Raw genomic sequence first — 22793 nt, 5'->3', positions numbered from 1 at the left:
CTGCCGCGGGCCAGAGCCGTGCGACGGGGGTCGCAACGAGCCACAGGGCACGCGGACGCTCGATTTCCCGACCGGCTCATCGGCGAGTGGGCAACGAAAAGATGCGTGCATCAGGTACGTGCCCCGCTCGGTTCGATGATTGCGCTGGGGAGCGCATGTCATGACTACACCAGAGAACTCGATCAGCGCTCTCGAAGTGGCCGAATCACCCGATGTCTGCGTCACCGACAATGCGTCCGTCAAGCGCGCTGTCAAGGCAACGATGCTCGGAAATGCCATGGAGTGGTTCGATTTCGGCGTTTACGCATATCTAGCTACCACTATCGGAAAAGTGTTCTTCCCGGACGCGAGCGGCAGCGCTCAACTCCTCTCGACGTTTGCAATTTTTGCGGCTGCCTTCATCGTCCGCCCTCTCGGCGGATTGTTCTTCGGTCCACTCGGTGACCGCATCGGACGCAAGAAGGTCCTGGCCACCACCATCATTCTGATGGCCGGCAGTACCTTCGCCATCGGCCTCATCCCGAGCTACGAATCCATCGGTATCGCCGCCCCGATCCTGCTGGTACTCCTACGCCTGTTGCAGGGCTTTTCCACGGGCGGCGAATACGGCGGGGCCAGTACGTTCGTTGCCGAATACGCGCCGGACAAGCGGCGCGGTTTCTTCGCCAGCTTCCTCGAATTCGGGACTCTGGCAGGATATGTGGCGGCAGCGGGCATCGTGACGATCATCCAGACCGTCGTCAGCGCCGAGGACCTCCTCCAGTGGGGCTGGCGCATCCCCTTCCTCATTGCCGGACCGCTGGGTCTCATCGGCCTGTACCTCCGTCTACGTTTGGAGGAAACTCCCGCATTCCAGATGATGGAGCAGGCCGAAGAGCGTTCCCTCGCAGACGAATCCACCGGCAAGAAACTACGCGAAACTCTCGTCGACAACTGGCGTCCGCTTGTTCTGTGCATCGTTCTGGTGGCCACGTACAACATCGCTCACTACGGCCTGCTCAGCTATATGCCGACGTATCTGACCAACACGTTGGGTTACGACGAATCCCACGGACTCGTTCTGATGATCATCGTCATGATCGTGATGATGATGGGAATCAGCTACGTCGGAAAGTTCTCGGACCGCGTCGGGCGTAAACCCTTGCTGCTCAGCGGTTTCATCGGATTCTTCGTCCTGTCCCTGCCTGCCTACCTGTTGATCGGCATCGGCAACTACGTGACGGTCTTCCTGGGACTCGCCATTCTCGGCGGCTTGCTCCTGCTGTTCGTCGGGGTGTTCCCGTCCGTGCTTCCCGCACTCTTTCCGACCGGAATCAGGTACGGCGGCTTGGCAATCGGATACAACCTCGCGGTGTCGATCTTCGGTGGAACCACTCCCCTGGTGCTGACAGCTCTCGAAAGTGCAACGGGCAGCAATCTGGTCGCACCGATGTACATGATGATCGCCGCGGTGATCGGCGGTATCGCAGTCCTGATGATCCCCGAGACCGCACGGAAGCCACTGGACGGCTCTCCGCCCGCCGTGGCCACCGACGAGGAAGCACGCCGGATCATCCGCAAGGTTCGCCGCAAGAGAATGAAGGCCGATAACCTCGAGGTATGAGCACGCCTCGAATCGTCGTCGTCGGCAGTATCAACATGGATCTGACCACGTCGGTGGCCAGATTCCCCGCTCCGGGAGAAACGCTGCTCGGCACTGCCTTTGCCACCGCGGCCGGAGGTAAGGGCAGTAACCAGGCCATCGCCGCCGCGAAGGCCGGTGGGGACGTGTCCTTCATCGGCGCGGTCGGCGACGACGGTTTCGGCACCCAGTTGCGCGAGACCCTGCAAGACGCCGGGGTCGACACCGCACTGCTGCGTAGTGTCGACGGCCCGAGTGGCGTCGCGGCCATCACCGTGAGCGAAGACGCGGAGAACAACATCATCGTCGTCCCGGGCGCCAATTCCTCGATCTCTTCGTTGACCGAAGCAGACCTCGACGCGATCTCCCGCGCCGACATTCTACTGTGCCAACTCGAGATCCCGGTCGAGACAGTTACAGCGGCAGCCGAGCACGCGCACGCCAACGGGACGACGGTCATCCTCAATCCGTCTCCCGTGCAAGAACTTCCGGCTCTACTGATCGATGCAGTCGACATCTTGATCGTGAACCAGACCGAGTCGGAGCAGCTGGCCGCGGTCACCGGTCGCGTCGCGCACCTCGTCACGACGCTCGGAGCGGGCGGCGCGGATCTGAAGACCGGCGACGAGACCGTTCACGCCGACTCCCCGGCCGTGACACCCGTCGACACCACCGGCGCCGGCGATGCCTTCACCGGGGCCTTCGCCGTGGAGTGGGTGCAGGACCAGGACCGCGCCCTGCAGTTCGCTGCCACGGCGGGAAGTCTGGCGACGACGGTTCGCGGCGCGTCGGTGTCGTCGCCCACTCGCACTGAGATCGAAAAAGTCCTGAACCGACAGCCTTGACTCTGACACCGTGTGAGGTTCTAAACCTGTAGGTGTCGGGTTCGTGAGGGAGAAACGGGGCAAGTAGCCATGTTGAGCATCGGAGACTTCGCGAGAGCAGGTCGTGTGTCGGTGCGCATGCTCCGCCACTACGACGCCATCGGCCTGCTCGTGCCCGCGAGGGTCGACGCATCCACCGGGTACCGCTCGTACACCGCGGGCCAGTTGGCGCTGCTCAACCGCATAGTCGCGCTCAAGGAGCTGGGCCTGACCCTGGCCCAGGTCCAGCAGGTGGTGGAGTCGGCGGTCACCGTCGACGAAATCCGCGGGATGCTCACGCTTCGCCGAGCAGAACTCGAGACCCGAATCCAGGAAGACACCGCGCGACTGGCGCATGTACAGGCGCGCCTACGCATCATCGAAAGTGAGGGACAGATGTCCGCATACGAGGTTGTGATCAAGTCCGTTCCGGCGCTGCGGGTCGCGGAGTTGACCGGTATCGCCAAGACGATGGATCCGTCGTCGATCGGTCCGGTGGTTCGCGGGCTGTACGAGCGCTTGTGCACCGGTTTGGATCGTGCCGGTATCGCCGCGATCGGACCTGCGCTCGCGTACTACGAGGATGCCGGTGACGACGAGAACGTCGTCGTGCATGCCGCGCTACCGGTCGATGCGGATCCCGAGGGCGACTACGAGTTCGCGGTCGTCGAACTGCAGGCCGAAGCTCAGGTGGCCTCGCTGCTGCACAAGGGGTCGATGGACAACTGCCTGCCCGCCTATCAAGCCTTGGCTCAGTGGATCGACGCAGCGGGATACCGCAATGCCGGCCCCAGCCGGGAGGTCACGCTGGCGTGCCCGGAGGACGTCGACGGCTGGGTCACCGAGCTGCAGGAACCTGTTGCCAAGGCCTGAAGCCCGCACGTGTCGGCAGGGTCGTGCACCATGGGGTCCATGACCACCGCCACTGCCCCAGCCATGCGCGACGAAGCCGAGCGACTGCTCCGTGAACTCGCGGGGCCGGATGCCCGCCTACGCGAGGACCAGTGGACGGCCATCGAGGCGCTGGTGGTGCAACGCAAGCGTGCCCTCGTCGTCCAGCGGACCGGCTGGGGCAAGTCGGCGGTCTACTTCATCTCGGCGAAGCTGCTCCGGGCAGCAGGTCATGGCCCCACGGTCATCGTCTCTCCGTTGTTGGCCCTGATGCGAAACCAGGTCAGTTCTGCCGAGCGTGCCGGGGTGCGAGCCGCGACCATCAACTCGGGCAATGTGACGGAGTGGGACGACATCCACGCCCGCGTTGCAGCCAACGATCTCGACGTACTGCTGGTCAGCCCCGAGCGCCTGAACAACCCCGACTTCCGCGATCAGGTTCTCCCGTCCCTGGCAGCTGATGCCGGCTTGGTAGTGGTCGACGAGGCTCACTGCGTTTCCGACTGGGGACACGACTTCCGTCCCGACTATCGGCGTATCAGGACTTTGATCGCCGAACTCGGCGAGGGCATTCCCGTCCTCGCGACCACGGCTACGGCCAACAACCGCGTCGTCGAGGACGTGTCCGCCCAACTCGGCGTCGGCGGCGAGGAAACGCTAGTACTTCGTGGCGGGCTCGAGCGCGAGTCACTTCACCTTTCCGTGGTTCACATTCCCGAGGCGACGGCGCGCGCTGCCTGGCTCGCCGACATGCTCGAGACGCTGCCGGGATCGGGCATCATCTACACGCTGACGGTTTCGGCGGCTCGCGACCTCGCAAGCCTGCTCTCCGAGCGCGGTCATACCGTCGCCGCCTACACGGGCCAGACCGATCCCACCGAACGTGAATCCCTCGAGCAGGACCTGTTGGGCAATCGCGTCAAGGCTCTGGTGGCCACCTCGGCCCTCGGGATGGGCTTCGACAAGCCTGATCTCGGGTTCGTCGTCCACCTCGGCGCACCGTCGTCACCTATTTCGTACTACCAGCAGGTAGGCCGCGCCGGGCGTTCCACCGACAGGGCAGACGTGATCCTGCTGCCGGGCGCCGAGGACAAACAGATCTGGAGCTACTTCGCCTCGGTCGCCTTCCCCCGCGAGCATCTGGTCCGCAGCGTCATCGAGCACCTCGACACCGAAAAGGCCACGTCGACACCGGCACTCGAACCGCTGGTGGAGCTCAATCGCACCCGTCTGGAAATGGTCCTCAAAGTTCTCGACGTCGACGGCGCGGTCAAACGAGTCAAGGGCGGTTGGATCAGCACCGGAGAACCTTGGGTGTACGACGCCGAGCGCTACGGTCGACTCGACGACGCTCGCCAGGCCGAGCAGGCTGCAATGGTCGAGTACCAGAGCATCACCACGTGCCGAATGACCTTCCTGCGTGAACAACTCGACGATCCTGGTCTGACATCGGAGAACTCACGGTGTGGACGCTGTGACAACTGCACCGGCAATCGCTACGACACCACTGTCGACACCACCGCCCTCGACGAGACTCGGGCGCGCTTGCAGCGCCCCGGATTCGACCTGGAGCCGCGCAAGATGTGGCCGACCGGCCTGAGCAAGCTGGGCGTCAAGCTGTCCGGGAAGATCACCGAGGGACCGGAAACCGGGCGCATTCTCGGACGGATGTCGGACCTGGGCTGGGGCCAACGTCTCCGTGCGCTTTTCGACGGTCCCGACGCCGAGGTACCCGATGCGGTGGTCAGCGCGTGTATCAGCGTTCTGGCCGCCTGGAATTGGGCCGAGCGCCCCACCGGTGTCATGGCCCTCGAATCCACGACGCATCCGTTGCTGGTGTCGAGCCTGGCTGCCAAGCTGGCCGAGGTCGGGCGATTGACCGACCTGGGCACCCTTCGCTTGCGACCCGACCACCCTCCGGTGTCGGCAGCGAACTCCGCCTATCGCGTGTCCGGACTGGTCGATGTTTGGGAAGTCCCGGACATGAGTATCCATCAGGGACCGATACTTCTCGTCGACGCAATCGCCGACACCGGTTGGACTTTCACGATGGCCGCACGCGCACTTCGGCAGGCAGGTGCGCATTCGATCCTCCCATTGGCGCTCGCGAGCCCCAAATAGCGAGTTTTGGCCCGAAATAGTCGCTCGGACAACACCAAAAGTTACATAATGTGAGCACGATCACATTCATGTCCTCACCTGGGGCGCAACGGGTTCCGCACGGCCCGAAACGGACATCTGCATGACTTCGACAGCAATGATTGTTACGTTCAGATGACCGATGAAGCCTGTTGATACGAGAGCTATCCCGACCACCGCGCCGGACGCGGTGTTGTTCAGAAGCCCACAGATCGATGACGGAGTCCGGCTCTGGGAGATCGCACGTGATTCGAAGGTGCTCGACCTCAATTCGAGTTATGCATACCTGTTGTGGTGCAGGGATTTCAGCGCGACGTCCATCGTCGCAGAGGTAGACGGCCGCGTAGTCGGATTCGTTTCCGGTTATACCCGTCCCAGCGCGCAGGAAACCCTGTTCGTGTGGCAAGTCGCGGTCGACGAGGACCAGCGCGGCAAGGCAATTGCTGCTCGCATGCTGTCCGACTTGATGGATCGCACTGCCCCACTGGGTGTTACACATCTGGAGACGACGATCAGCCCCGACAACGAGGCTTCGATCGCACTCTTCACTGCGCTCGCACGTCGACGCGAAGTACCGATAACCAGGCAGAACTTGTTCTCGCCCAAAGATTTTCCCGATGGACACGAAGCCGAAGATCTTTACACGATCGGCGCCTAGCGCACTTCGCGCTCGGCATACAGCATGCCCCGGAGGAACAAAGAAGATATGAATATCAACGAAGCAAGCATTTTCGAAACCCTCGAGTCCGAGGTCCGCAGCTACTGCCGTGACTGGCCTGCAGTGTTCACCAGCGCATCCGGATCCTGGATTCGTGACGAAAACGGACGCGAATACCTCGATTTCTTCGCCGGTGCCGGCGCCCTCAACTACGGCCACAACAACCCGGTGCTCAAATCGGCGCTGGTCGACTACATCATGAGCGACGGCATCACGCACGGCCTCGACATGTCGACAGTCGCCAAGCGCGAGTTCCTCGAGACCTTTCAGCGCAACATCCTCGAGCCGCGCGGCCTGGACTACAAGGTCCAGTTCCCCGGCCCGACCGGATCGAACACCGTCGAGGCCGCACTGAAGCTGGCTCGCAAGGTGACCGGACGTTCGGCAGTCATCAACTTCACCAACGCATTTCACGGAATGACACTTGGTGCACTCTCCGTGACCGGCAACTCGATGAAGCGCGCGGGCGCCGGTGTTCCGCTCGTGCACACGACACCGATGCCCTTCGACAACTACTTCGACGGCGTCACCGAGGATTTCCAGTGGTTCTCCCGCGTTCTCGATGATTCCGGTAGCGGCATCAACCGTCCCGCGGCAGTGATCGTCGAGACCGTTCAGGGTGAAGGTGGCGTCAATGTCGCTCGCCCCGAATGGCTTCGGGCGCTGGCAACACTGTGCTCGGATCGTGGCATCCTGCTGATCGTCGACGACGTCCAGATGGGCTGCGGCCGCACCGGGCCGTTCTTCTCCTTCGAAGAGGCCGGAATCGTTCCCGACATCGTCACGCTGTCCAAGTCGATCAGCGGTTACGGAATGCCGATGGCGCTCACGCTGTTCAAGCGTGAACTCGACGTCTGGGGACCGGGCGAACACAACGGCACCTTCCGTGGCAACAACCCGGCGTTCGTCACCTCCAAGGTTGCACTCGACCACTACTGGTCCGACGACGCACTGACGAAGACAACCTTGAAGAAGGGCGCACGCATCAGCGAATGCTTCGCCAATCTCTCCGATCAGTTCCCCGGCGAGGTCTCGCACCGTGGACGCGGCCTGGTTCAGGGCCTCGTTTTCGATCAGCCCGAGCGCGCCGGCAAGGTCTGCCAGCTGGCATTCGACGAGGGATTGCTCGCGGAGACCTCCGGACCCTCCGACCAGGTTGTGAAACTGCTTCCGGCACTGACGATTACCGATGACGAGCTCGAGCACGGCCTCTCCATCCTGGCCGAGGCGACACTCAAGGTCTGCAGCTAGAGGAAGGACTCTCCCATGATCGTTCGCACCACCACCGAGATCACCGACACCGACCGCGACATCACGAGCGAGGACGGCAACTGGCGCAGTAAGCGCATCGTCCTCGGCGGCGACCGCGTCGGGTTCTCGTTCCACGAAACCACCATCAAGGCAGGTTCGGTCAACGAGTTCCACTACGCCAACCACGTCGAAGCGGTCTGGCTCGTCGAGGGCACCGGCAAGCTGATCGACCTGGACAACAACAAGGAATACGATCTCGCACCGGGGTCGATGTACCTGCTCAACGGTCACGAGCGTCACCGCGTCGAGCCCGATACGCAGATGCGCATGCTCTGCGTTTTCAATCCGCCGGTCACCGGGCGTGAGGTACACGACGAGAACGGTGTCTACCCACTGATGGAGGTCCCCGCGTAGCGTCTAGTCATGGCGACTGACACCTCTCCACGCGTAGCGATCGGCCCCGTCCCCGATGCACTGCTCGACAGCGCGGTGCTTCGGGGCGGAGGTCTGATCAGTCCGATCGACACTGCCGACGCCCTGATCTGGGCGGGCTCACCCGAAACTTTTCCGTCGGAGTTACCGGCGTCGGTCAGGTGGGTGCAGCTGCCGTCGGCGGGAATCGAGGATTGGTTCGACTCCGGTGTGATTCCGAAGGACACCGAAATCACGTGGACCTCGGCGGCCGGCGCGTTTTCGGCCTCGGTGGCCGAGCACGCGCTCATGCTGCTGTTGGCCGGAGTTCGTCACCTGCCCGCACACATCGAAGCTCGAACGTGGCGTCAGTTCGAGTTCTTTCCCAAGATCGGCACCCTTCGTGGCTCGACGGTTGCGATCATCGGCGCAGGCGGTATCGGCCGCGCGCTGATTCCGATGCTGGCCGCGCAGGGGGCGGACAGCATCGCAGTCAATCGTTCCGGTAGCCCGGTTCCCGGGGCCATCTCGACGTACCCCGCCTCCAGGATGGATGAAATCTATTCTCGCGCAGATCACTTCGTGATCGCTGCGCCCGCCACCCCGGCCACACGTCACCTCGTGGGCCGCACGCAGTTGGCGGCGATGCAACCCCATTCCTGGGTGATCAATGTCGCGCGCGGATCGCTGGTCGATACCGACGCGCTGGTCGAGGCAATCGAGTCGGAACAGATCGGCGGCGCCGGTCTCGACGTCACCGACCCCGAACCCCTCCCGGACGGCCACCCGCTGTGGGATCTGACGAATGCGATCATCACACCCCACGATTCCAATCCGCCGGGAGTTCGCCCCGCCGCGTTTGCGGATCACGTCTCCAAGAACGTGACCCGCTTCGCGAAGGGCGAGGCACTGGCTGCCCTCGTCGACCCGGTCGCCGGATACTGAGCACGCCGCCGCAGCCTGAATGATCCGGCGAAAGCTGCCGAAAGTTACTGTGGCGAATCCGTATCCGGGAAGAAGAGCGCCCGCGCCCGGCGAGCCACCTCCTCCGCAGGTACGTCCTCGACCTTCGTGCATACGGCCCACCGATGGCCGAATGGGTCGAGAAACACTCCGTGCCGGTCACCCGAGAACGTATCGGCGACCGCCGTGACCAGCGTGGCTCCCTCGGCGACGGCCCGATCGACGAACTCATCCGTGTCCTCGGTGTAAACGACGATGGACGAATGCACCCAGCCGTCCTGCGGCGACCTGAGACCGAAGTCCGGCATCTCCTGCGAAAGCTGCAGCATCGAATCACCGATCCGAATCTCGGCATGCATGAGAGTGCCGTCAGGTGCATTCATCGCGTCGACGATCTCAGCTCCGAGTGCTCGTTTGTAGTAGTCGAGTGCGGCATGGCCGTCCGGCACCGCAAGGTAGGGAGTGATCGTGTGGTAACCAGCGGGAATTGGGTTCACTGTGTTCATGTCTACGAGTATCGACAGTCGTACACGTGTTCTATTGAACATTTCGGACTTCCTCCGCGCCGCCGTCTCGCACACGCGCCTATCCTGGAACGGTGCCTACCGACAACAGCCGCCTCGACGCCCTTCCCGAGCTCCTGTCCGGCCGTCGCCTGGCAGTTCTGACGGGTGCAGGCATCTCCACCGACTCCGGAATCCCGGACTACCGTGGCCCCGATTCACCCCCGCGCAATCCGATGACGTTCCAGCAGTTCATCGGCGATCCGGCGTTTCGACGTCACTACTGGGCGCGTAACCACATCGGCTGGCGATACATGGACAGCTCGCGGCCCAACCAGGGCCACCGGGCCGTCGCGGCACTCGAGCAAACAGGGCGAGCCGTCGGTGTGATCACCCAGAACGTCGACCTCCTGCACACCAAGGCCGGCGCGCGAAACGTCATCGACCTCCACGGCACCTACGCGCAGGTTCGATGCCTGAGCTGCCAGCGGCTGATCTCCCGCACCACTCTCGCCGAGAGACTGGAGGAAGCCAACCCCGGATTTGCCGAAACTGTGGCTGCTGCAACGGGAGTCGAGATCGCGCCCGATGCAGATGCCGTGATCGAATCCACCGCACACTTTCGCGTCGTGGATTGCGCCGTGTGCGGTGGGCTACTCAAGCCGGACATCGTCTACTTCGGTGAATCCGTCCCCAAGGAACGTGTGGCCCGGGCGTACAGCCTCGTCGACCAAGCCGATGCACTGTTGGTAGCCGGGTCGTCGTTGACGGTGATGTCCGGTCTGCGTTTCGTTCGGCATGCCGCCAAGACCGGGAAGCCGATCGCCATCGTCAATCGCGGAACGACCCGAGGTGACGAATACGCCGACCTCAAGCTCGAAGCCGGTTGTGCTGAAGCACTTTCCGCCCTGGTCGAGTACGACAGCTACAGCGCCACCAAGTCGTCCGCGTGAACCACGGGACGCTGCATGTCGGCCGGTAGATCGGCGGTGGAGCGCCCCAGGATCTCCTCGATCTCCGTAGCGTCGAACGCAACGACACCCCGAGCGACGGGCTTCTCCCCCGGTCCCATCAGCGACACGACATCGCCGGCGTGAAAATCGCCGGACACACCGACGATGCCCGCGGACAGCAGGCTTCGACGCTTGGACACCACCGCGCGAACGGCGCCTTCGTCGAGGTGAAGGTCACCCGATGTGTCAGCGGCGTGACGTACCCAGAATCGGCGAGCCGACAATCGCGTCGGCCGGGGCGCAAATGCCGTTCCGACATCGGCACCACTGAGTGCCTGCGCAGCGTCCGATGCTGCCGCGAGCAGCACCGGCACTCCGGAATCAGCGGCCAGGCGTGCTGCTGAGAGCTTTGACGCCATGCCTCCGGTACCGAGAGCGCCACCCGATCCGGCAACCACACCGTCGAGATCCTCGGGACTGTTGACCTCGGGAATCAGTGTGGCATCGCCCTTTCGGGGATCCCCGTCGTACAGGCCGTCCACATCCGACAACAGGATCAACGCGTCGGCGCCGACGAGATGAGCAACCAGAGCAGCCAACCGATCGTTGTCACCGAATCGAAGTTCGGTGGTGGCAACGGTGTCGTTCTCGTTCACGATCGCCACCGCGTGCAATGCCCGTAGACGATCGAGTGTCCGTTGGGCGTTGCGGTGCTGCGTCCGTCGAGCGATGTCGTCCGCCGTGAGTAGAACCTGCCCGACGGTACGCCCGTAACGGGCGAACGACGTACCCCAGGCGTGAGCCAGCGCCAACTGACCGACGCTGGCCGCGGCCTGCTTGGTCGCGAGATCCCGCGGTCGCTTGGTCAGTCCCAGCGGCGCCAGTCCGGCGCCGACGGCACCGGACGAGACGACGACGACATCGGAGCCCGCACGCATGCGGGCCTCGATGGCGTCGGCCAACAGATCAAGTCGGTGAGTGTCGAGTCCCGCCACCAGACTGGTGAGCGCAGACGACCCGATCTTCACGACGATACTGTGAGCCGACGCTATCGACTCCCTGGTGGACCCGAGCACAGTCCCGTTCCCTCTCTTCGGTTTTCGTCCTGAAATCGCGTGAGTCAGGCGTCTTCGTCGAGCAGCCCGCGGCGGACGCGACGAGCATGCTTGCGCTCGTCGGCGCCGATACGCTCCACCTGATCGAGACGCGGGTCGGTTCCACGGCCCGTACGGGTCAGATCGATACCGGCCGGCGTCATCGGCTCCCACTCGAAGCTGACGTCACCGATGGTGACGGAGGCCCCTGGCTGAGCGCCCTTCTTGACCAATGCGTCCTCGACACCCAAGCGTGCAAGACGGTCGGCGAGGTAACCAACGGCTTCGTCGTTGTCGAAGGCGGTCTGACGAATCCACCGCTCCGGGCGGGTGCCTCGGACGACGAACCCACCAGGGATATCGGGATCCTTCTCGATGGTGAAGCTGGAATCCTTGACCTTGACCGGGCGAATGACCTGGCGCTTCGGCTCGGGCTTCGGATGAGCTTCGCGGTAGTCGCGGACCATCTTCGCCAGCGCGAATGTCAACGGTCGCAGACCTTCTCGGCTCACCGCCGAGATGGTGAAGACCGGCCATCCGCGAGCTTCGATCTCGGGTGTGACCATTTCGGCCAGCTCGGCTGCCTCCGGAACGTCGGTCTTGTTCAGGATGACGACGCGCGGGCGCTTGTCGAGGTCACCGAGTCCCGAGTCGCCGGAGAGCGCGGGCGTGTACGCGGCCAGCTCTGCTTCCAGGGCGTCGATGTCGGATATCGGGTCACGCCCCGGATCGAGGGTGGCGCAGTCGATCACGTGCGCCAATACGGCGCAGCGTTCGATGTGGCGCAGGAAGTCCAGGCCCAAACCGCGGCCTTCGCTGGCACCGGGGATCAGCCCGGGCACGTCGGCGACGGTGAAGGTGGTGTCACCGCTCGAGACGACGCCGAGGTTGGGGACCAGAGTGGTGAAGGGGTAGTCGGCGATCTTCGGCTTGGCCGCCGAGAGAACGGACACCAGCGAAGACTTACCGGCAGAGGGAAATCCGAGCAGACCGACGTCGGCTACCGACTTGAGTTCGAGAACCAGGTCACGCTCGACACCGTCTTCACCGAGGAGTGCGAAACCTGGGGCCTTGCGAGCCTTCGAGGCGAGTGCTGCGTTGCCGAGTCCGCCGCGGCCGCCCTGAGCGGCGTCGTAGCGCGAGCCGACACCGACGAGGTCGGCAAGCACGTTGCCGTCGGTATCGAGAACCACAGTTCCATCCGGGACCTTGAGGATGAGGTCTTCACCGTTTGCACCCTCGCGGTTACTGCCGGCGCCCTGCTTGCCGTTGGTCGCCTTCGCGTTGGGATGGAAGTGAAAGTCGAGGAGGGTGTGGATGTTCTCGTCGACCACGAGGATGACGTCGCCACCGCGACCTCCGTTGGCACCGTCCGGACCGCCGAGCGGTTTGAACTTCTCGCGGTGTACGGAGGCGCAACCATTGCCGCCTTTTCCAGCGCTGACGTGCAGCACAACACGGTCAATGAATCGGGACATGACTGCCGGATCCTTCCTCAGTCAATTGCGGGTCTCACGCGATGAGCTGAACTTCTGGTGAGCAGGGTTGCTCGGGGTAAAACTGGCACTGCTTAAACAAACGATAGGGGCGGACCGGGTTATTTCAACCCTGGTCCGCCCCTATCGGGAGCTTGGAACGCGTCACTCTCTTACCGAAAGTAGAACCGGTGACGCACAACTAGCGAGAAAGACTAGACCTCAGCCGCAACGACGGCCGGAACGATGTTCACGGTCTTGCGTCCACGCTTCTGGCCGAACTCGACTGCACCGGCAGCGAGAGCGAACAGGGTGTCGTCGCCGCCACGGCCGACGTTGACGCCGGGGTGGAAGTGCGTGCCGCGCTGGCGAACCAGGATTTCGCCTGCGCTGACCGACTGGCCGCCGAAGCGCTTCACGCCGAGGCGCTGGGCGTTTGAATCGCGACCGTTACGGGAGCTGGATGCACCCTTCTTATGTGCCATGCTATTGACCCTCCTCGGGTGAAATTAGCTAGAAAGAACTGGTTACTTGATGCCCGTGACCTTGAGCACCGTGATCGGCTGCCTGTGGCCCTGACGCTTGTGGTAACCGGTCTTGTTCTTGAACTTGTGGATGCGGATCTTCGGGCCCTTGGTGTGCTCGACGATCTCACTGGTGACTGCGACCTTGGCCAGCTTGGCCGCGTCGGTGGTCAGGTCAGATCCGTCGACCACGAGAACGGGAGCAAGCGAGACAGCAGTGCCGGGCTCACCCTCGATCTTCTCGACCTTGACGAGGTCACCAACAGCGACCTTGTACTGCTTTCCGCCGGTCTTGACGATCGCGTACGTTGCCATCGGAGGGCTACCCCTTGCTTCTTCGAACTTGCTCGCGCTGCTGCCTGAGGCTTCAAATGCATCGCGACTGGTCTGGTTTATGTCACCTCGGCTCGGCACTGACGTACCGGGACATTCACGCGCACTCTAGGCACACGGAATCTCTACCGCCGGGTGGCGACCCTCCAAGGTTACGGGAAAGCAACCGTCAGGGTCAAACCGCCCCGCCGAGGGGTGGTGCTTACTACTCTGTACTGCTTCTACCAGCTGAAACTTCGGATAACGGTTGGATGTCCTCGCTCATCGCGAAGTCATCCAACCGACCGAAAGCCAGTAGTTCTTACTCTCCGTCTACCGGAGGACCTGCGGGACGTGCTGCTGCACGCCTGCGACGGGGTCGCTTGACGACGACAACTTCTTCCTCAGCCGGAACTTCGGTGGCCGGAGCCGGAACGTTTTCCACGACCGCTTCTGCCACGGGTTCCGGAGTCGGAATCACGAAGACCGTACCCACCTCGGGAGCTGCCTCGGCAACCGGTGCCGACGCTGCCCGCGACGCCCGGCGACTACGCCGACGACCGCGCGGAGCTGCTTCGGTCGAAGCTGTCGCCGACTCGTTGTCCACTGCGGATACTTCTTCCGCAGCAGAGTCCACAACAGGAACGTCATGGCGCTCAGTAGCAGCAGGAGTATCGATCGGCCGATCCTGTTGCCGATCGGCACTTTTGGATGCATCATCCCCCGAAGACGTACCGGTGGAATCAGACTCGATCGAGCCGGCCGCGACGGTCTCGTCGTCGTCGTGGTGGTGCGAGGCCATCGCCAATGCCACCGGATGAGCCCGCTTGACGGTCGCGTCGACAGCCGGAACCTCCGGCGCCGGAGCTTCCTGTCCGTTGGACTCGGTCGAAGGCGACTTGTCTCCGCGGCCTCGCTTGTTCTTGCGCGAGGTGCCGGATTCGCTTCGCTGCGAGCCCGAACGCGATCCCCCGTCGTCCGAGGACTTCACCTCGACCGGCTCGGAGTGGACGATGATGCCGCGGCCGTGGCAGTGCTCACAGGTGGTCGAGAAGGCCTCGACCAATCCGGTGCCCAACTTCTTGCGCGTCATCTGCACGAGTCCGAGTGACGTGACCTCCGACACCTGATGGCGCGTGCGATCGCGACCCAGGCATTCGGTGAGCCGACGCAGGACCAGGTCCCGGTTCGATTCGAGGACCATGTCGATGAAGTCGACGACGATCATTCCGCCGATGTCCCGCAGGCGCATCTGGCGAACGATCTCCTCGGCTGCTTCGAGGTTGTTGCGGGTAACAGTCTCTTCGAGGTTTCCGCCGGCTCCGGTGAACTTTCCGGTGTTGACGTCGACGACGGTCATGGCCTCGGTGCGATCGATCACCAAGGTGCCGCCGGACGGCAGCCACACCTTGCGATCGAGTGCCTTGGCCAACTGCTCGTCGATACGGCGAGCGGCGAAGACGTCGATACCGTTGTTCGGCGTGTACTTCTCGAGTCGCGGAAGCAGGTCGGGCGCAACGGAGTTGATGTAGTTCTCGACCGTCGTATGCGCCTTCTCACCCTCGATGACCAGCTTGGAGAAGTCCTCGTTGAACAGATCGCGAATGACCTTGACCAGCATGTCAGGCTCTTCGTACAGCGCCTGCGGGTTGCCGGACTTACCGGTGTCCGCAGCCGCGGCCTGCTCCTCGATGCCGGCCCACTGAGCCTGCAGACGAGTCACGTCGCGCGCCAACTCTTCTTCGCTGACGCCCTCGGACGCCGTGCGAATGATCACGCCGGCGTCGGCGGGAACGATGTCGCGCAAGATTTCCTTGAGACGCTTGCGCTCGGTGTCCGGAAGCTTGCGGCTGATACCCGTGGACGTACCACCGGGCACGTAGACGAGGAAACGACCGGCAAGCGAAATCTGTGTGGTCAGTCGAGCACCTTTGTGGCCGACCGGATCCTTGCTGACCTGAACGAGCACCTGATCGCCCGGCTTGAGGGCCTGCTCGATCTTGCGCGAGTTGCCACCGAGACCGGCAGCCTCCCAGTTGACCTCACCGGCGTAGAGAACGCCGTTGCGGCCACGTCCGATGTCGATGAACGCCGCTTCCATGCTGGGGAGCACGTTCTGGACACGTCCGAGGTACACGTTGCCGACCATCGACGCGGACGCCGAGTTGGTGACGAAGTGCTCGACCAACACTCCGTCTTCGAGGACTGCTACCTGTGTAGTCGCATGCGGCTGACCGCTGTCTGCTCGATCACGCACAACCATGACGCGATCGACGGCCTCACGACGCGCGAGGAACTCCGACTCGGTCAGAATCGGCGGACGACGACGACCGGCGTCACGACCGTCGCGGCGACGCTGACGCTTGGCTTCCAGACGTGTCGAACCACTGATGCCCTGGACCTCGTCCTTGACGCGGGTCTTGTTGCGAGGTTCGCGCTCGTGAACGACGGTGTTCGGCGGATCGTCCTCGGACGTCGCAGTCGCGTCGGTGGCGCCGTCGGTGCCGGTCTTGCGACGACGACGACGGCGGCGACGGCGGCTCGATCCGTCGGCATCGAGATCGGAATCGTCGGCATTCTCGGAATCCGCATCCGCGGTGGACTCGGACTTATCACCGGATTCTTCGCCGGCAGCGTCGTCGGTTTGCTTCTCGACTGCCGCAGGGGCAGATTCCTGCTCCGATTCGGCAGCGGTATCCGACTCTTCGTCCGAACCCTGCTCGCCACCCTGTTCACCGCGACCACGCCCACGTCCACGGCGTCCACGACGACGGCGACGCGGCTGATCGTCGTCCTCGTCCTCGGACTCGGCGCTCTCGCCCTCGGTTTGCGGTGCGGTCACAGCCGGCTCTTCGACGGCAGGAACTGCAACCGGTGCTGCCTCGGGAACGACGGTTTCGGCTTCCGTAGTTGTCTGCTTCTCTTCGACGACCGCCGGTGCAGCGGGCTCGCGGCGTGCGCGACGGCGACGCGGAGCTACCTCGGCGGCTTCGAGATCCGGCTGCAGGAACAGCGGGACCTGCGGCGCGGCGGGAGCCACCTCGGGCTGATGGGTCTGCGGCGCCTCGAAGGAAGTGAACAGATCGGACTGCTCGGCTTCCTTGCTCTGCAGCGCAGCAGCGGCGTCGAGTCCAGCGCTGATCTCGGCGACAGCCGGATCCACTGCTTCTTCTGCTGAAGGTTCTTCGGCGGCCGGTTCTTCGACAACGACCTTTTTGCGGGTGCGACGAGCCCTGACAGGCTTCTCGGCCGGAGCCTCTGCAACAGGCTCTTCCGCAACAGGGGCCTCGGCAACCGGGGCCTCGACAACCGGGTCGATGAGGGTATCGAGCTCGGCCACGACCGGCTCGATGGCCTCGGCCGCGGAAGTCAGCGAGGCGTGAATCCGCTGGGCAACGTCCCGTTGGAGACTCGACTGCGCACTGCGCAATTCGGTACCGAGCGCTGCGGCTTCGGCAAGGACCTGCTTGCTGGTGACACCGAGCAGCTTCGCCAGCGCGTGTACGCGCATCTTGTCGGGAAATTCCGGGGTGGTGCTGGAATCTGATTCGGTTGGGGATTGATCGGCCACGTAAGTCTCCTCAGCCCCCGGGCGCGTCCAACCCAGAAGTCGAGTTGTCACGCGGCCACGCGGGAGCGTGCTGTGTGTACTCGCACTCAGAAGTGAGTGCGAGATTGTAAGGTCTCGCTCCGCATGGTCCGCAATGCCCGTTATTCACTGCGAGCACATGAAGTGCCTGGCTGGATGGCCGTTGTCCTGTGCGCGAGCGCCTGATCATCCAGCGTGCAGAGGTCCAGGGATTTCCTGTTGACCTGGAGCAGCGATGAAAGGGCATCGAACCTAGGTGTCATCCGGTTGAACGTGCGTAAAACAAATTGCGGTTCAACTGAAAGCAGTATCCCACACCAACGCGCCTGCAACTGCAAAGGGCGCACCGATGTGGGATACGTGCCGAGAATTCGCTGTGGAGATGTGGGCCGAAGGCCCGTTCATGTGGGCCAGAGGCCCGTTACATGTGGGCCAGAGGCCCCGATCGAAGATTCAGATGGACGACAGCGCGGGGAACCACAGAGCGATTTCGCGCTCTGCCGACTCCACGGAGTCACTGCCGTGAACGAGGTTCTGCTGCGCTTCGAGTCCGAAGTCGCCACGGATGGTGCCCGGAAGAGCTTTGTCGACCGGGTCGGTTCCGCCGGCCAACTGACGGAAAGCAGCGATGGCGCGGGGGCCTTCGAGCACTGCGGCCACCAGCGGACCGGAGGTGATGAACTCCAACAAGCTCGGGTAGAACGGGCGCTCGGCGTGTTCTGCGTAGTGGCTACCAGCCACCTCTTCGGAAGCTACACGGAGTTCGAGTGCTGCAATTGTCAGGCCTTTGCGCTCGATACGGCTGAGGATTTCTCCTACGTATCCACGGGCAACGGCGTCGGGCTTGATCAGTACGAGGGTGCGCTCAGTCACAGCGGACAGCCTAAATGGTCAGTCCCGCTGGCCGGGAAGCAGGCCCTTGTCCATCCGGCGCTTGATGTCTCTCTGCAGGTAGACGAGGTATCCCCAGACGATCCCGAAGGTGATCGCCACACCGGCAATCGACGGGTGGACGAAGAATCCGAACAGAAGAATCACCTGCAGTGCGACGTTGAACCCCATCGCCCACGGCTTGCCCTGGACGCCGGCTCCCAGAATCATCAGTACCGCCAACCCGATGATGAATCCCGCGGAGGCCGCGGTGAGGCCACCGCCGACGACCGCGACAACCGGCAAAGCCAGCAGCACGACGATCGCCTCGAGGATCAGGGTTCCGGCCATCACTCCGCGGAAACTTTTCCAGGGGTCCTTGGTCGGAGGCCCGAACTCGCCGGCAGTGTCTCCGGACTCGGGGTCTCCGGGCTCGTGGCCTCCGGACTCGGGATTGGCATCTGACGGGGTACTCACGCGGGGTCCTTTCCGAACAGCGTGCGGGCGGCGCCTGCGGTCACGACGGATCCCGTCACCACCACACCTGCCCCTGATACGGCTTCGCCGGGTTCGGCGACCTGCTCGGCGATTTCGATCGCGACTTCCAGCGCGTCGGCAAGCACCGGCGCCACGACGACGCGCTCGTCGCCGAACTTCGCGACGGCAATGTTCGCCAGCTCCTCGACATCCATCGCCCGGGGTGACCCGTTGTGGGTGACGACGATCTCGTCGAAGACGGATTCGAATGCGGTCAAGATGGCGTCGACGTCCTTGTCCGCCATCACGCTGACAACTCCCACGAGCTTGCGGAAGTCGAACTCCGCGGCCAGTGCGGCGGCGAGAGCACGCGCACCGTCAGGATTGTGGGCGGCGTCGAGAAAGACCGTCGGCGCACTCCGAACACGTTCGAGGCGACCGGGATTGACGATCGAGGCGAACCCGTTGCGGATAGCGTCCTGATCGAGTTGTCGATCCGGACCGGCGCCGAAGAACGCTTCGACGGCAGCGAGCGCGAGCGCGGCGTTGCGCGCCTGATGCTCACCGTGAAGGGGGAGGAAGATGTCGGTGTACACACCACTCAGGCCTTGAAGTTCGAGCTGCTGTCCACCTACCGCGATCTGGCGAGCAAGCACCTTGAACTCCGAGCCTTCACGCGCGACCGCGGCCTCGACCTCGACTGCTCGGCGCAGCAATACCTCCATGACTTCTGGAGTCTGCTCGGCGATGATCGCGACGGTGTCCACCGGAACCAAGTCCTCGCGGCCCTTCTTGATGATCCCGGCCTTCTCCTCCGCGATTCCGGCCAGGTCGGTGCCCAGGTACTCGGCGTGATCGAGGCTGATCGGCGTGATCACCGCGACCTGTCCGTCGATCACGTTCGTGGCGTCCCAGCGTCCGCCGAGGCCGACCTCGACCACGGCGACGTCCACCGGAGCCTCCGCGAATGCCGCATAGGCCATCGCAGTGAGCACTTCGAACTTGCTCATCGCCGGTCCCCCGGCTTCCTGCGACTGTGCGTCGATCATCTGCACGTACGGCTCGATCTCGCGGAACGTGTCCACGTAGAGCCGCGGGGAGATCGGATGACCGTCGATGCTGATCCGCTCGGTCGCGATCTGCAGATGAGGGCTGGTGGTTCGGCCGGTACGACGATGCAGAGCGCTCATCAAGGAGTCGATCATGCGCGTCACCGACGTCTTGCCGTTGGTTCCCGTGACGTGCACCGACGGATAGTTGTGCTGCGGTGAGCCCAGGACATCCATGAGCGCCTCGATACGAGTCAGTGACGGCTCGATCTTGGTCTCAGGCCAACGCTTGTCGAGTTCTGCTTCCACCAGCGCCAGTTCGGCGATGTCGACCGGAGTCGGAACCGAACTCTGAGCGTCGAATTGGGACGGCTCGTACGAACTCACTTGTCGGCCAACTCCTTCAGACGTCCTGTGATGCGCTCGATCTCTTCGACGGCGATCTGGCGACGTGTCTTGATCTTGTCGACGACGGCGTCGGGCGCCTTCGCCAGGAAGGCCTCGTTCGCCAGCTTGTTGTCAGCGGTGACGAGCTCCTTCTGCGCTGCCGCGAGGTCCTTTTCGAGCCGCTTCTTCTCCGCGCCGAGGTCGATGGTGCCCGAGGTGTCGATGTCGACCGTGACGGTGCCCTGGCTCAGACGCACCTCGACGGAGATCGACGCGGTGAACTCCTCTTCGGGTTCGGTCAGCTTGGCAAGCGCCGCCACGTAGGCGAACTGGCCGTCCATGCCTGCCTCCGAGAGTCCGGACGCACGAGCCGGAACCTTCTGGGAAGGCTTGAGCCCCTGATCGTTTCGGAAACGTCGCACCTCGGTGATCAGCTTCTGCGTGTCTTCGATCCTGGTGGCTGCCTGGGTGTCGACCGCCACACCGGACAACGTCGGCCAGTCGGCGACGACGACGGATTCACCACCGGTGAGCACCTTCCACAGGGTTTCGGTCACGAACGGAATGACCGGGTGCAGGAGGCGGAGCAGTGCATCGAGAACGTTGCCGAGCACGGCGCGGGTGTTCGCGGCGACAGCCTCGTCGGCGGCGAACTGCACCTTGGCGAGTTCGAGGTACCAGTCACAGACCTCGTCCCACGCGAAGTGGAACAAGCCTTCGCACGCCTTGCTGAACTCGTAGCGATCGAAGGCGGCGTCCGCCTCGGCCTGGACCGTGTCGAGACGGTCGAGGATCCAACGATCGGCGTCGGTCAGTTCGCTTCGAGCGGGCAGCGGCGCGGGAGCAGCGCCGTTCATCAGTGCGAACTTGGTCGCGTTGAACAACTTGGTCGCGAAGTTGCGCGAGGACTGCGCCGAATCCTCACCGACGGACAGGTCACTGCCCGGGTTGGCGCCGCGCGCGAGTGTGAATCGCAGGGCGTCGGCGCCGAAACGATCGACCCAGTCGAGTGGGTCGATACCGTTGCCGCGAGACTTCGACATCTTCTTGCCGTACTGATCGCGGACCAGTCCGTGCAGGAACACGTCCTTGAACGGCATCTGCGCGCCGGACTTACCCGGACCGGCGGTGATCGACTCGTCCTCGGACACGTAGGTGCCGAACATCATCATACGGGCGACCCAGAAGAACAGGATGTCGTAGCCGGTGACGAGAACGCTGGTGGGATAGAACTTTTCGAGCTCGGGCGTGTTGTCGGGCCAGCCCATCGTCGAGAAGGGCCACAGTCCCGAGGAGAACCAGGTGTCGAGGACGTCGGGATCCTGGACCCAGCCTTCCGGTGCCGTTTCGTCGGGACCGAAGCACGCAACTTCACCCTCGGGGCCGTACCAGACCGGAATGCGGTGGCCCCACCAGAGCTGGCGGGAAATGCACCAGTCGTGCATATTGTCGACCCAGTCGAACCATCGCGGTTCCTGGCTCGCCGGGTGAATGACGGTGTCCCCGTTGCGAACCGCGTCACCCGCAGCCTTGGCGAGCGTCTCGACCTTGACCCACCACTGCAACGAGAGACGAGGCTCGATGGCCTCGCCACTGCGCTCGGAGTGCCCGACGCTGTGCAGGTACGGGCGCTTCTCGGCGACGACGCGGCCCTGCTCGGCGAGAGCTTCGCGAACCTTGACGCGAGCCTCGAAGCGGTCCATACCGTCGAATTCGGTTCCCGTGTCGGCGATCTTGCCGGTCTTGTCCATGATGGTGGGCATCGGCAGGTTGTGCCGCAGGCCCATCTCGAAGTCGTTGGGGTCGTGAGCCGGCGTGATCTTCACTGCGCCGGTTCCGAACTCGGGGTCGACGTAGTCGTCCGCGATGATCGGAATCTGACGCCCGGTGAACGGATGATCGAGAGTGGTTCCGATGAGGTGCTTGTAGCGCTCGTCTTCGGGATGGACCGCCACTGCGGTATCACCGAGCATCGTCTCGACGCGAGTGGTCGCGACGATGACGTGCGGCTCGTTGTCGTCGAGCGAGCCGTAGCGCAGGGAAACCAGCTCACCCTCGACGTCCTCGAACTTCACCTCGATGTCGGAGATCGCGGTCTGCAGCACCGGCGACCAGTTCACGAGACGCTCGGCGCGGTAGATCAGACCCTCGTCGAACATGCGCTTGAAGACGGTCTGGACGGCACGCGAGAGGCCCTCGTCCATCGTGAAACGATCGCGACTCCAGTCGACACCGTCACCGATGCGCCGCATCTGGCCCCCGATGGTTCCACCGGATTCGCGCTTCCAATCCCAGACCTTGTCGATGAAGAGCTCGCGGCCGAAATCTTCCTTTGTCTTGCCGTCGGCAGCGAGCTGCTTCTCGACGACGGACTGCGTGGCGATACCGGCGTGATCCATGCCAGGTAGCCACAGCACCTCGTAGCCCTGCATCCGCTTGCGACGGCTGAGCACGTCCATGAGGGTGTGATCCAGGGCATGGCCCATGTGCAAGCTGCCCGTGACGTTCGGGGGCGGCAGCACGATGGAGTAGCCGGGCTTGTCGCTGGTCGCGTCGGCCTGGAAGTACCCGGCGTCTACCCAGCCTTGATACAGATCGGCCTCTACAGCGCTGGGGTCCCAGCTCTTGGGTAGGGCGTCGGCGGGGGTCTGGGGGTTCTCTGGAGCTGCACTGGTCACCACTTGATCCTAATGACTCCCCCGT

General features: G+C 63.5%; 19 protein-coding genes. 9 read left to right on the top strand and 10 right to left on the bottom strand.

Annotation, left to right across the window (positions count from 1 at the left end):
- Window positions 1-160 precede the first annotated feature (160 nt).
- The 8 genes from EEB12_RS25745 (at window position 161) to EEB12_RS25710 (ending at window position 8839) form a co-directional block, all read left to right on the top strand.
- Window positions 161-1603 (top strand): MFS transporter, encoded by a 1443-nt coding sequence (locus EEB12_RS25745; RefSeq protein ID WP_019749059.1) that lies wholly within the window; start codon window positions 161-163, stop codon window positions 1601-1603.
- Window positions 1600-2466: a ribokinase gene (locus EEB12_RS25740; RefSeq protein WP_141488761.1), complete on the top strand. Its 867-nt coding sequence runs from the start codon at window positions 1600-1602 to the stop codon at window positions 2464-2466. Before EEB12_RS25745 ends, EEB12_RS25740 begins: the two co-directional genes overlap by 4 nt.
- A gap of 69 nt (window positions 2467-2535) precedes the next feature.
- Window positions 2536-3357, top strand: coding sequence for a MerR family transcriptional regulator (locus EEB12_RS25735; RefSeq protein ID WP_141488760.1), 822 nt, complete (start codon window positions 2536-2538; stop codon window positions 3355-3357).
- Window positions 3358-3396: 39 nt separating this feature from the next.
- A complete protein-coding gene (locus tag EEB12_RS25730; RefSeq protein ID WP_141488759.1) occupies window positions 3397-5496 on the top strand; it encodes a RecQ family ATP-dependent DNA helicase in 2100 nt (699 codons plus the stop codon).
- A 160-nt stretch (window positions 5497-5656) separates the two neighbouring features.
- Complete coding sequence (gene ectA / locus EEB12_RS25725) at window positions 5657-6172, top strand: diaminobutyrate acetyltransferase (protein WP_019749063.1); 516 nt, start codon at window positions 5657-5659, stop codon at window positions 6170-6172.
- 48 nt (window positions 6173-6220) lie between these two features.
- Window positions 6221-7483, top strand: coding sequence for a diaminobutyrate--2-oxoglutarate transaminase (ectB, locus tag EEB12_RS25720; RefSeq protein WP_020969986.1), 1263 nt, complete (start codon window positions 6221-6223; stop codon window positions 7481-7483).
- 15 nt (window positions 7484-7498) lie between these two features.
- Complete coding sequence (locus tag EEB12_RS25715; protein ID WP_141488758.1) at window positions 7499-7897, top strand: ectoine synthase; 399 nt, start codon at window positions 7499-7501, stop codon at window positions 7895-7897.
- 9 nt (window positions 7898-7906) lie between these two features.
- Entirely contained in the window at window positions 7907-8839 is a 933-nt protein-coding gene (locus tag EEB12_RS25710; RefSeq protein ID WP_054187685.1) for a D-isomer specific 2-hydroxyacid dehydrogenase family protein, read from the top strand.
- Between the two features lie 44 nt (window positions 8840-8883).
- On the opposite strand, the gene EEB12_RS25705 is transcribed toward EEB12_RS25710, so the two are convergent.
- The gene (locus EEB12_RS25705; RefSeq protein ID WP_019749065.1) at window positions 8884-9405 is read right to left on the bottom strand and encodes a VOC family protein; all 522 of its coding nucleotides are present in this window, start codon (window positions 9403-9405) and stop codon (window positions 8884-8886) included.
- Between the two features lie 50 nt (window positions 9406-9455).
- Here EEB12_RS25705 and EEB12_RS25700 point away from each other — a divergent pair, with 50 nt between their 5' ends.
- The gene (locus EEB12_RS25700) at window positions 9456-10313 is read left to right on the top strand and encodes an NAD-dependent protein deacetylase (RefSeq protein WP_141488757.1); all 858 of its coding nucleotides are present in this window, start codon (window positions 9456-9458) and stop codon (window positions 10311-10313) included.
- On the opposite strand, the gene proB is transcribed toward EEB12_RS25700, so the two are convergent.
- The 9 genes from proB to EEB12_RS25655 form a co-directional block, all read right to left on the bottom strand.
- The gene (gene proB, locus EEB12_RS25695; protein ID WP_019749067.1) at window positions 10286-11389 is read right to left on the bottom strand and encodes a glutamate 5-kinase; all 1104 of its coding nucleotides are present in this window, start codon (window positions 11387-11389) and stop codon (window positions 10286-10288) included. The two genes, EEB12_RS25700 and proB, sit on opposite strands and share 28 nt — an antisense overlap.
- 44 nt (window positions 11390-11433) lie before the next feature.
- Entirely contained in the window at window positions 11434-12885 is a 1452-nt protein-coding gene (gene obgE / locus EEB12_RS25690; RefSeq protein ID WP_019749068.1) for a GTPase ObgE, read from the bottom strand.
- A gap of 212 nt (window positions 12886-13097) precedes the next feature.
- Entirely contained in the window at window positions 13098-13367 is a 270-nt protein-coding gene (gene rpmA / locus EEB12_RS25685) for a 50S ribosomal protein L27 (protein WP_003944532.1), read from the bottom strand.
- A gap of 42 nt (window positions 13368-13409) precedes the next feature.
- The gene (rplU, locus tag EEB12_RS25680) at window positions 13410-13721 is read right to left on the bottom strand and encodes a 50S ribosomal protein L21 (protein ID WP_003944533.1); all 312 of its coding nucleotides are present in this window, start codon (window positions 13719-13721) and stop codon (window positions 13410-13412) included.
- 319 nt (window positions 13722-14040) lie between these two features.
- Complete coding sequence (locus EEB12_RS25675) at window positions 14041-17289, bottom strand: translation initiation factor IF-2 N-terminal domain-containing protein (RefSeq protein ID WP_141488756.1); 3249 nt, start codon at window positions 17287-17289, stop codon at window positions 14041-14043.
- A 471-nt stretch (window positions 17290-17760) separates the two neighbouring features.
- Window positions 17761-18180, bottom strand: coding sequence for a nucleoside-diphosphate kinase (ndk, locus tag EEB12_RS25670; RefSeq protein ID WP_019749070.1), 420 nt, complete (start codon window positions 18178-18180; stop codon window positions 17761-17763).
- An 18-nt stretch (window positions 18181-18198) separates the two neighbouring features.
- A complete protein-coding gene (locus tag EEB12_RS25665; protein WP_019749071.1) occupies window positions 18199-18654 on the bottom strand; it encodes a DUF4233 domain-containing protein in 456 nt (151 codons plus the stop codon).
- Window positions 18651-20090, bottom strand: coding sequence for a bifunctional tetrahydrofolate synthase/dihydrofolate synthase (gene folC, locus EEB12_RS25660; protein ID WP_019749072.1), 1440 nt, complete (start codon window positions 20088-20090; stop codon window positions 18651-18653). Before folC ends, EEB12_RS25665 begins: the two co-directional genes overlap by 4 nt.
- Window positions 20087-22768 (bottom strand): valine--tRNA ligase, encoded by a 2682-nt coding sequence (locus EEB12_RS25655; RefSeq protein ID WP_141488755.1) that lies wholly within the window; start codon window positions 22766-22768, stop codon window positions 20087-20089. Before EEB12_RS25655 ends, folC begins: the two co-directional genes overlap by 4 nt.
- Window positions 22769-22793 lie beyond the last annotated feature (25 nt).

Origin of the sequence: Rhodococcus sp. WS1 (assembly GCF_003797745.1) — a bacterium.
GTDB classification, from domain to species: domain Bacteria; phylum Actinomycetota; class Actinomycetes; order Mycobacteriales; family Mycobacteriaceae; genus Rhodococcus_F; species Rhodococcus_F erythropolis.
The sequence above is the reverse complement of the archived record's forward strand: the minus strand, read 5'-3'. Positions and strand labels throughout refer to the sequence as shown.

Bases quoted from the DNA above. Each gene is read 5' to 3' on its own strand.
- EEB12_RS25745 (WP_019749059.1), top strand. From the start codon at position 161: ATGACTACACCAGAGAACTCGATCAGCGCTCTCGAAGTGGCCGAATCA.
- EEB12_RS25740 (WP_141488761.1), top strand. From the start codon at position 1,600: ATGAGCACGCCTCGAATCGTCGTCGTCGGCAGTATCAACATGGATCTG.
- EEB12_RS25735 (WP_141488760.1), top strand. From the start codon at position 2,536: ATGTTGAGCATCGGAGACTTCGCGAGAGCAGGTCGTGTGTCGGTGCGC.
- EEB12_RS25730 (WP_141488759.1), top strand. From the start codon at position 3,397: ATGACCACCGCCACTGCCCCAGCCATGCGCGACGAAGCCGAGCGACTG.
- ectA (WP_019749063.1), top strand. From the start codon at position 5,657: ATGAAGCCTGTTGATACGAGAGCTATCCCGACCACCGCGCCGGACGCG.
- ectB (WP_020969986.1), top strand. From the start codon at position 6,221: ATGAATATCAACGAAGCAAGCATTTTCGAAACCCTCGAGTCCGAGGTC.
- EEB12_RS25715 (WP_141488758.1), top strand. From the start codon at position 7,499: ATGATCGTTCGCACCACCACCGAGATCACCGACACCGACCGCGACATC.
- EEB12_RS25710 (WP_054187685.1), top strand. From the start codon at position 7,907: ATGGCGACTGACACCTCTCCACGCGTAGCGATCGGCCCCGTCCCCGAT.
- EEB12_RS25705 (WP_019749065.1), bottom strand. From the start codon at position 9,405: ATGTTCAATAGAACACGTGTACGACTGTCGATACTCGTAGACATGAAC.
- obgE (WP_019749068.1), bottom strand. From the start codon at position 12,885: ATGTCCCGATTCATTGACCGTGTTGTGCTGCACGTCAGCGCTGGAAAA.
- rpmA (WP_003944532.1), bottom strand. From the start codon at position 13,367: ATGGCACATAAGAAGGGTGCATCCAGCTCCCGTAACGGTCGCGATTCA.
- rplU (WP_003944533.1), bottom strand. From the start codon at position 13,721: ATGGCAACGTACGCGATCGTCAAGACCGGCGGAAAGCAGTACAAGGTC.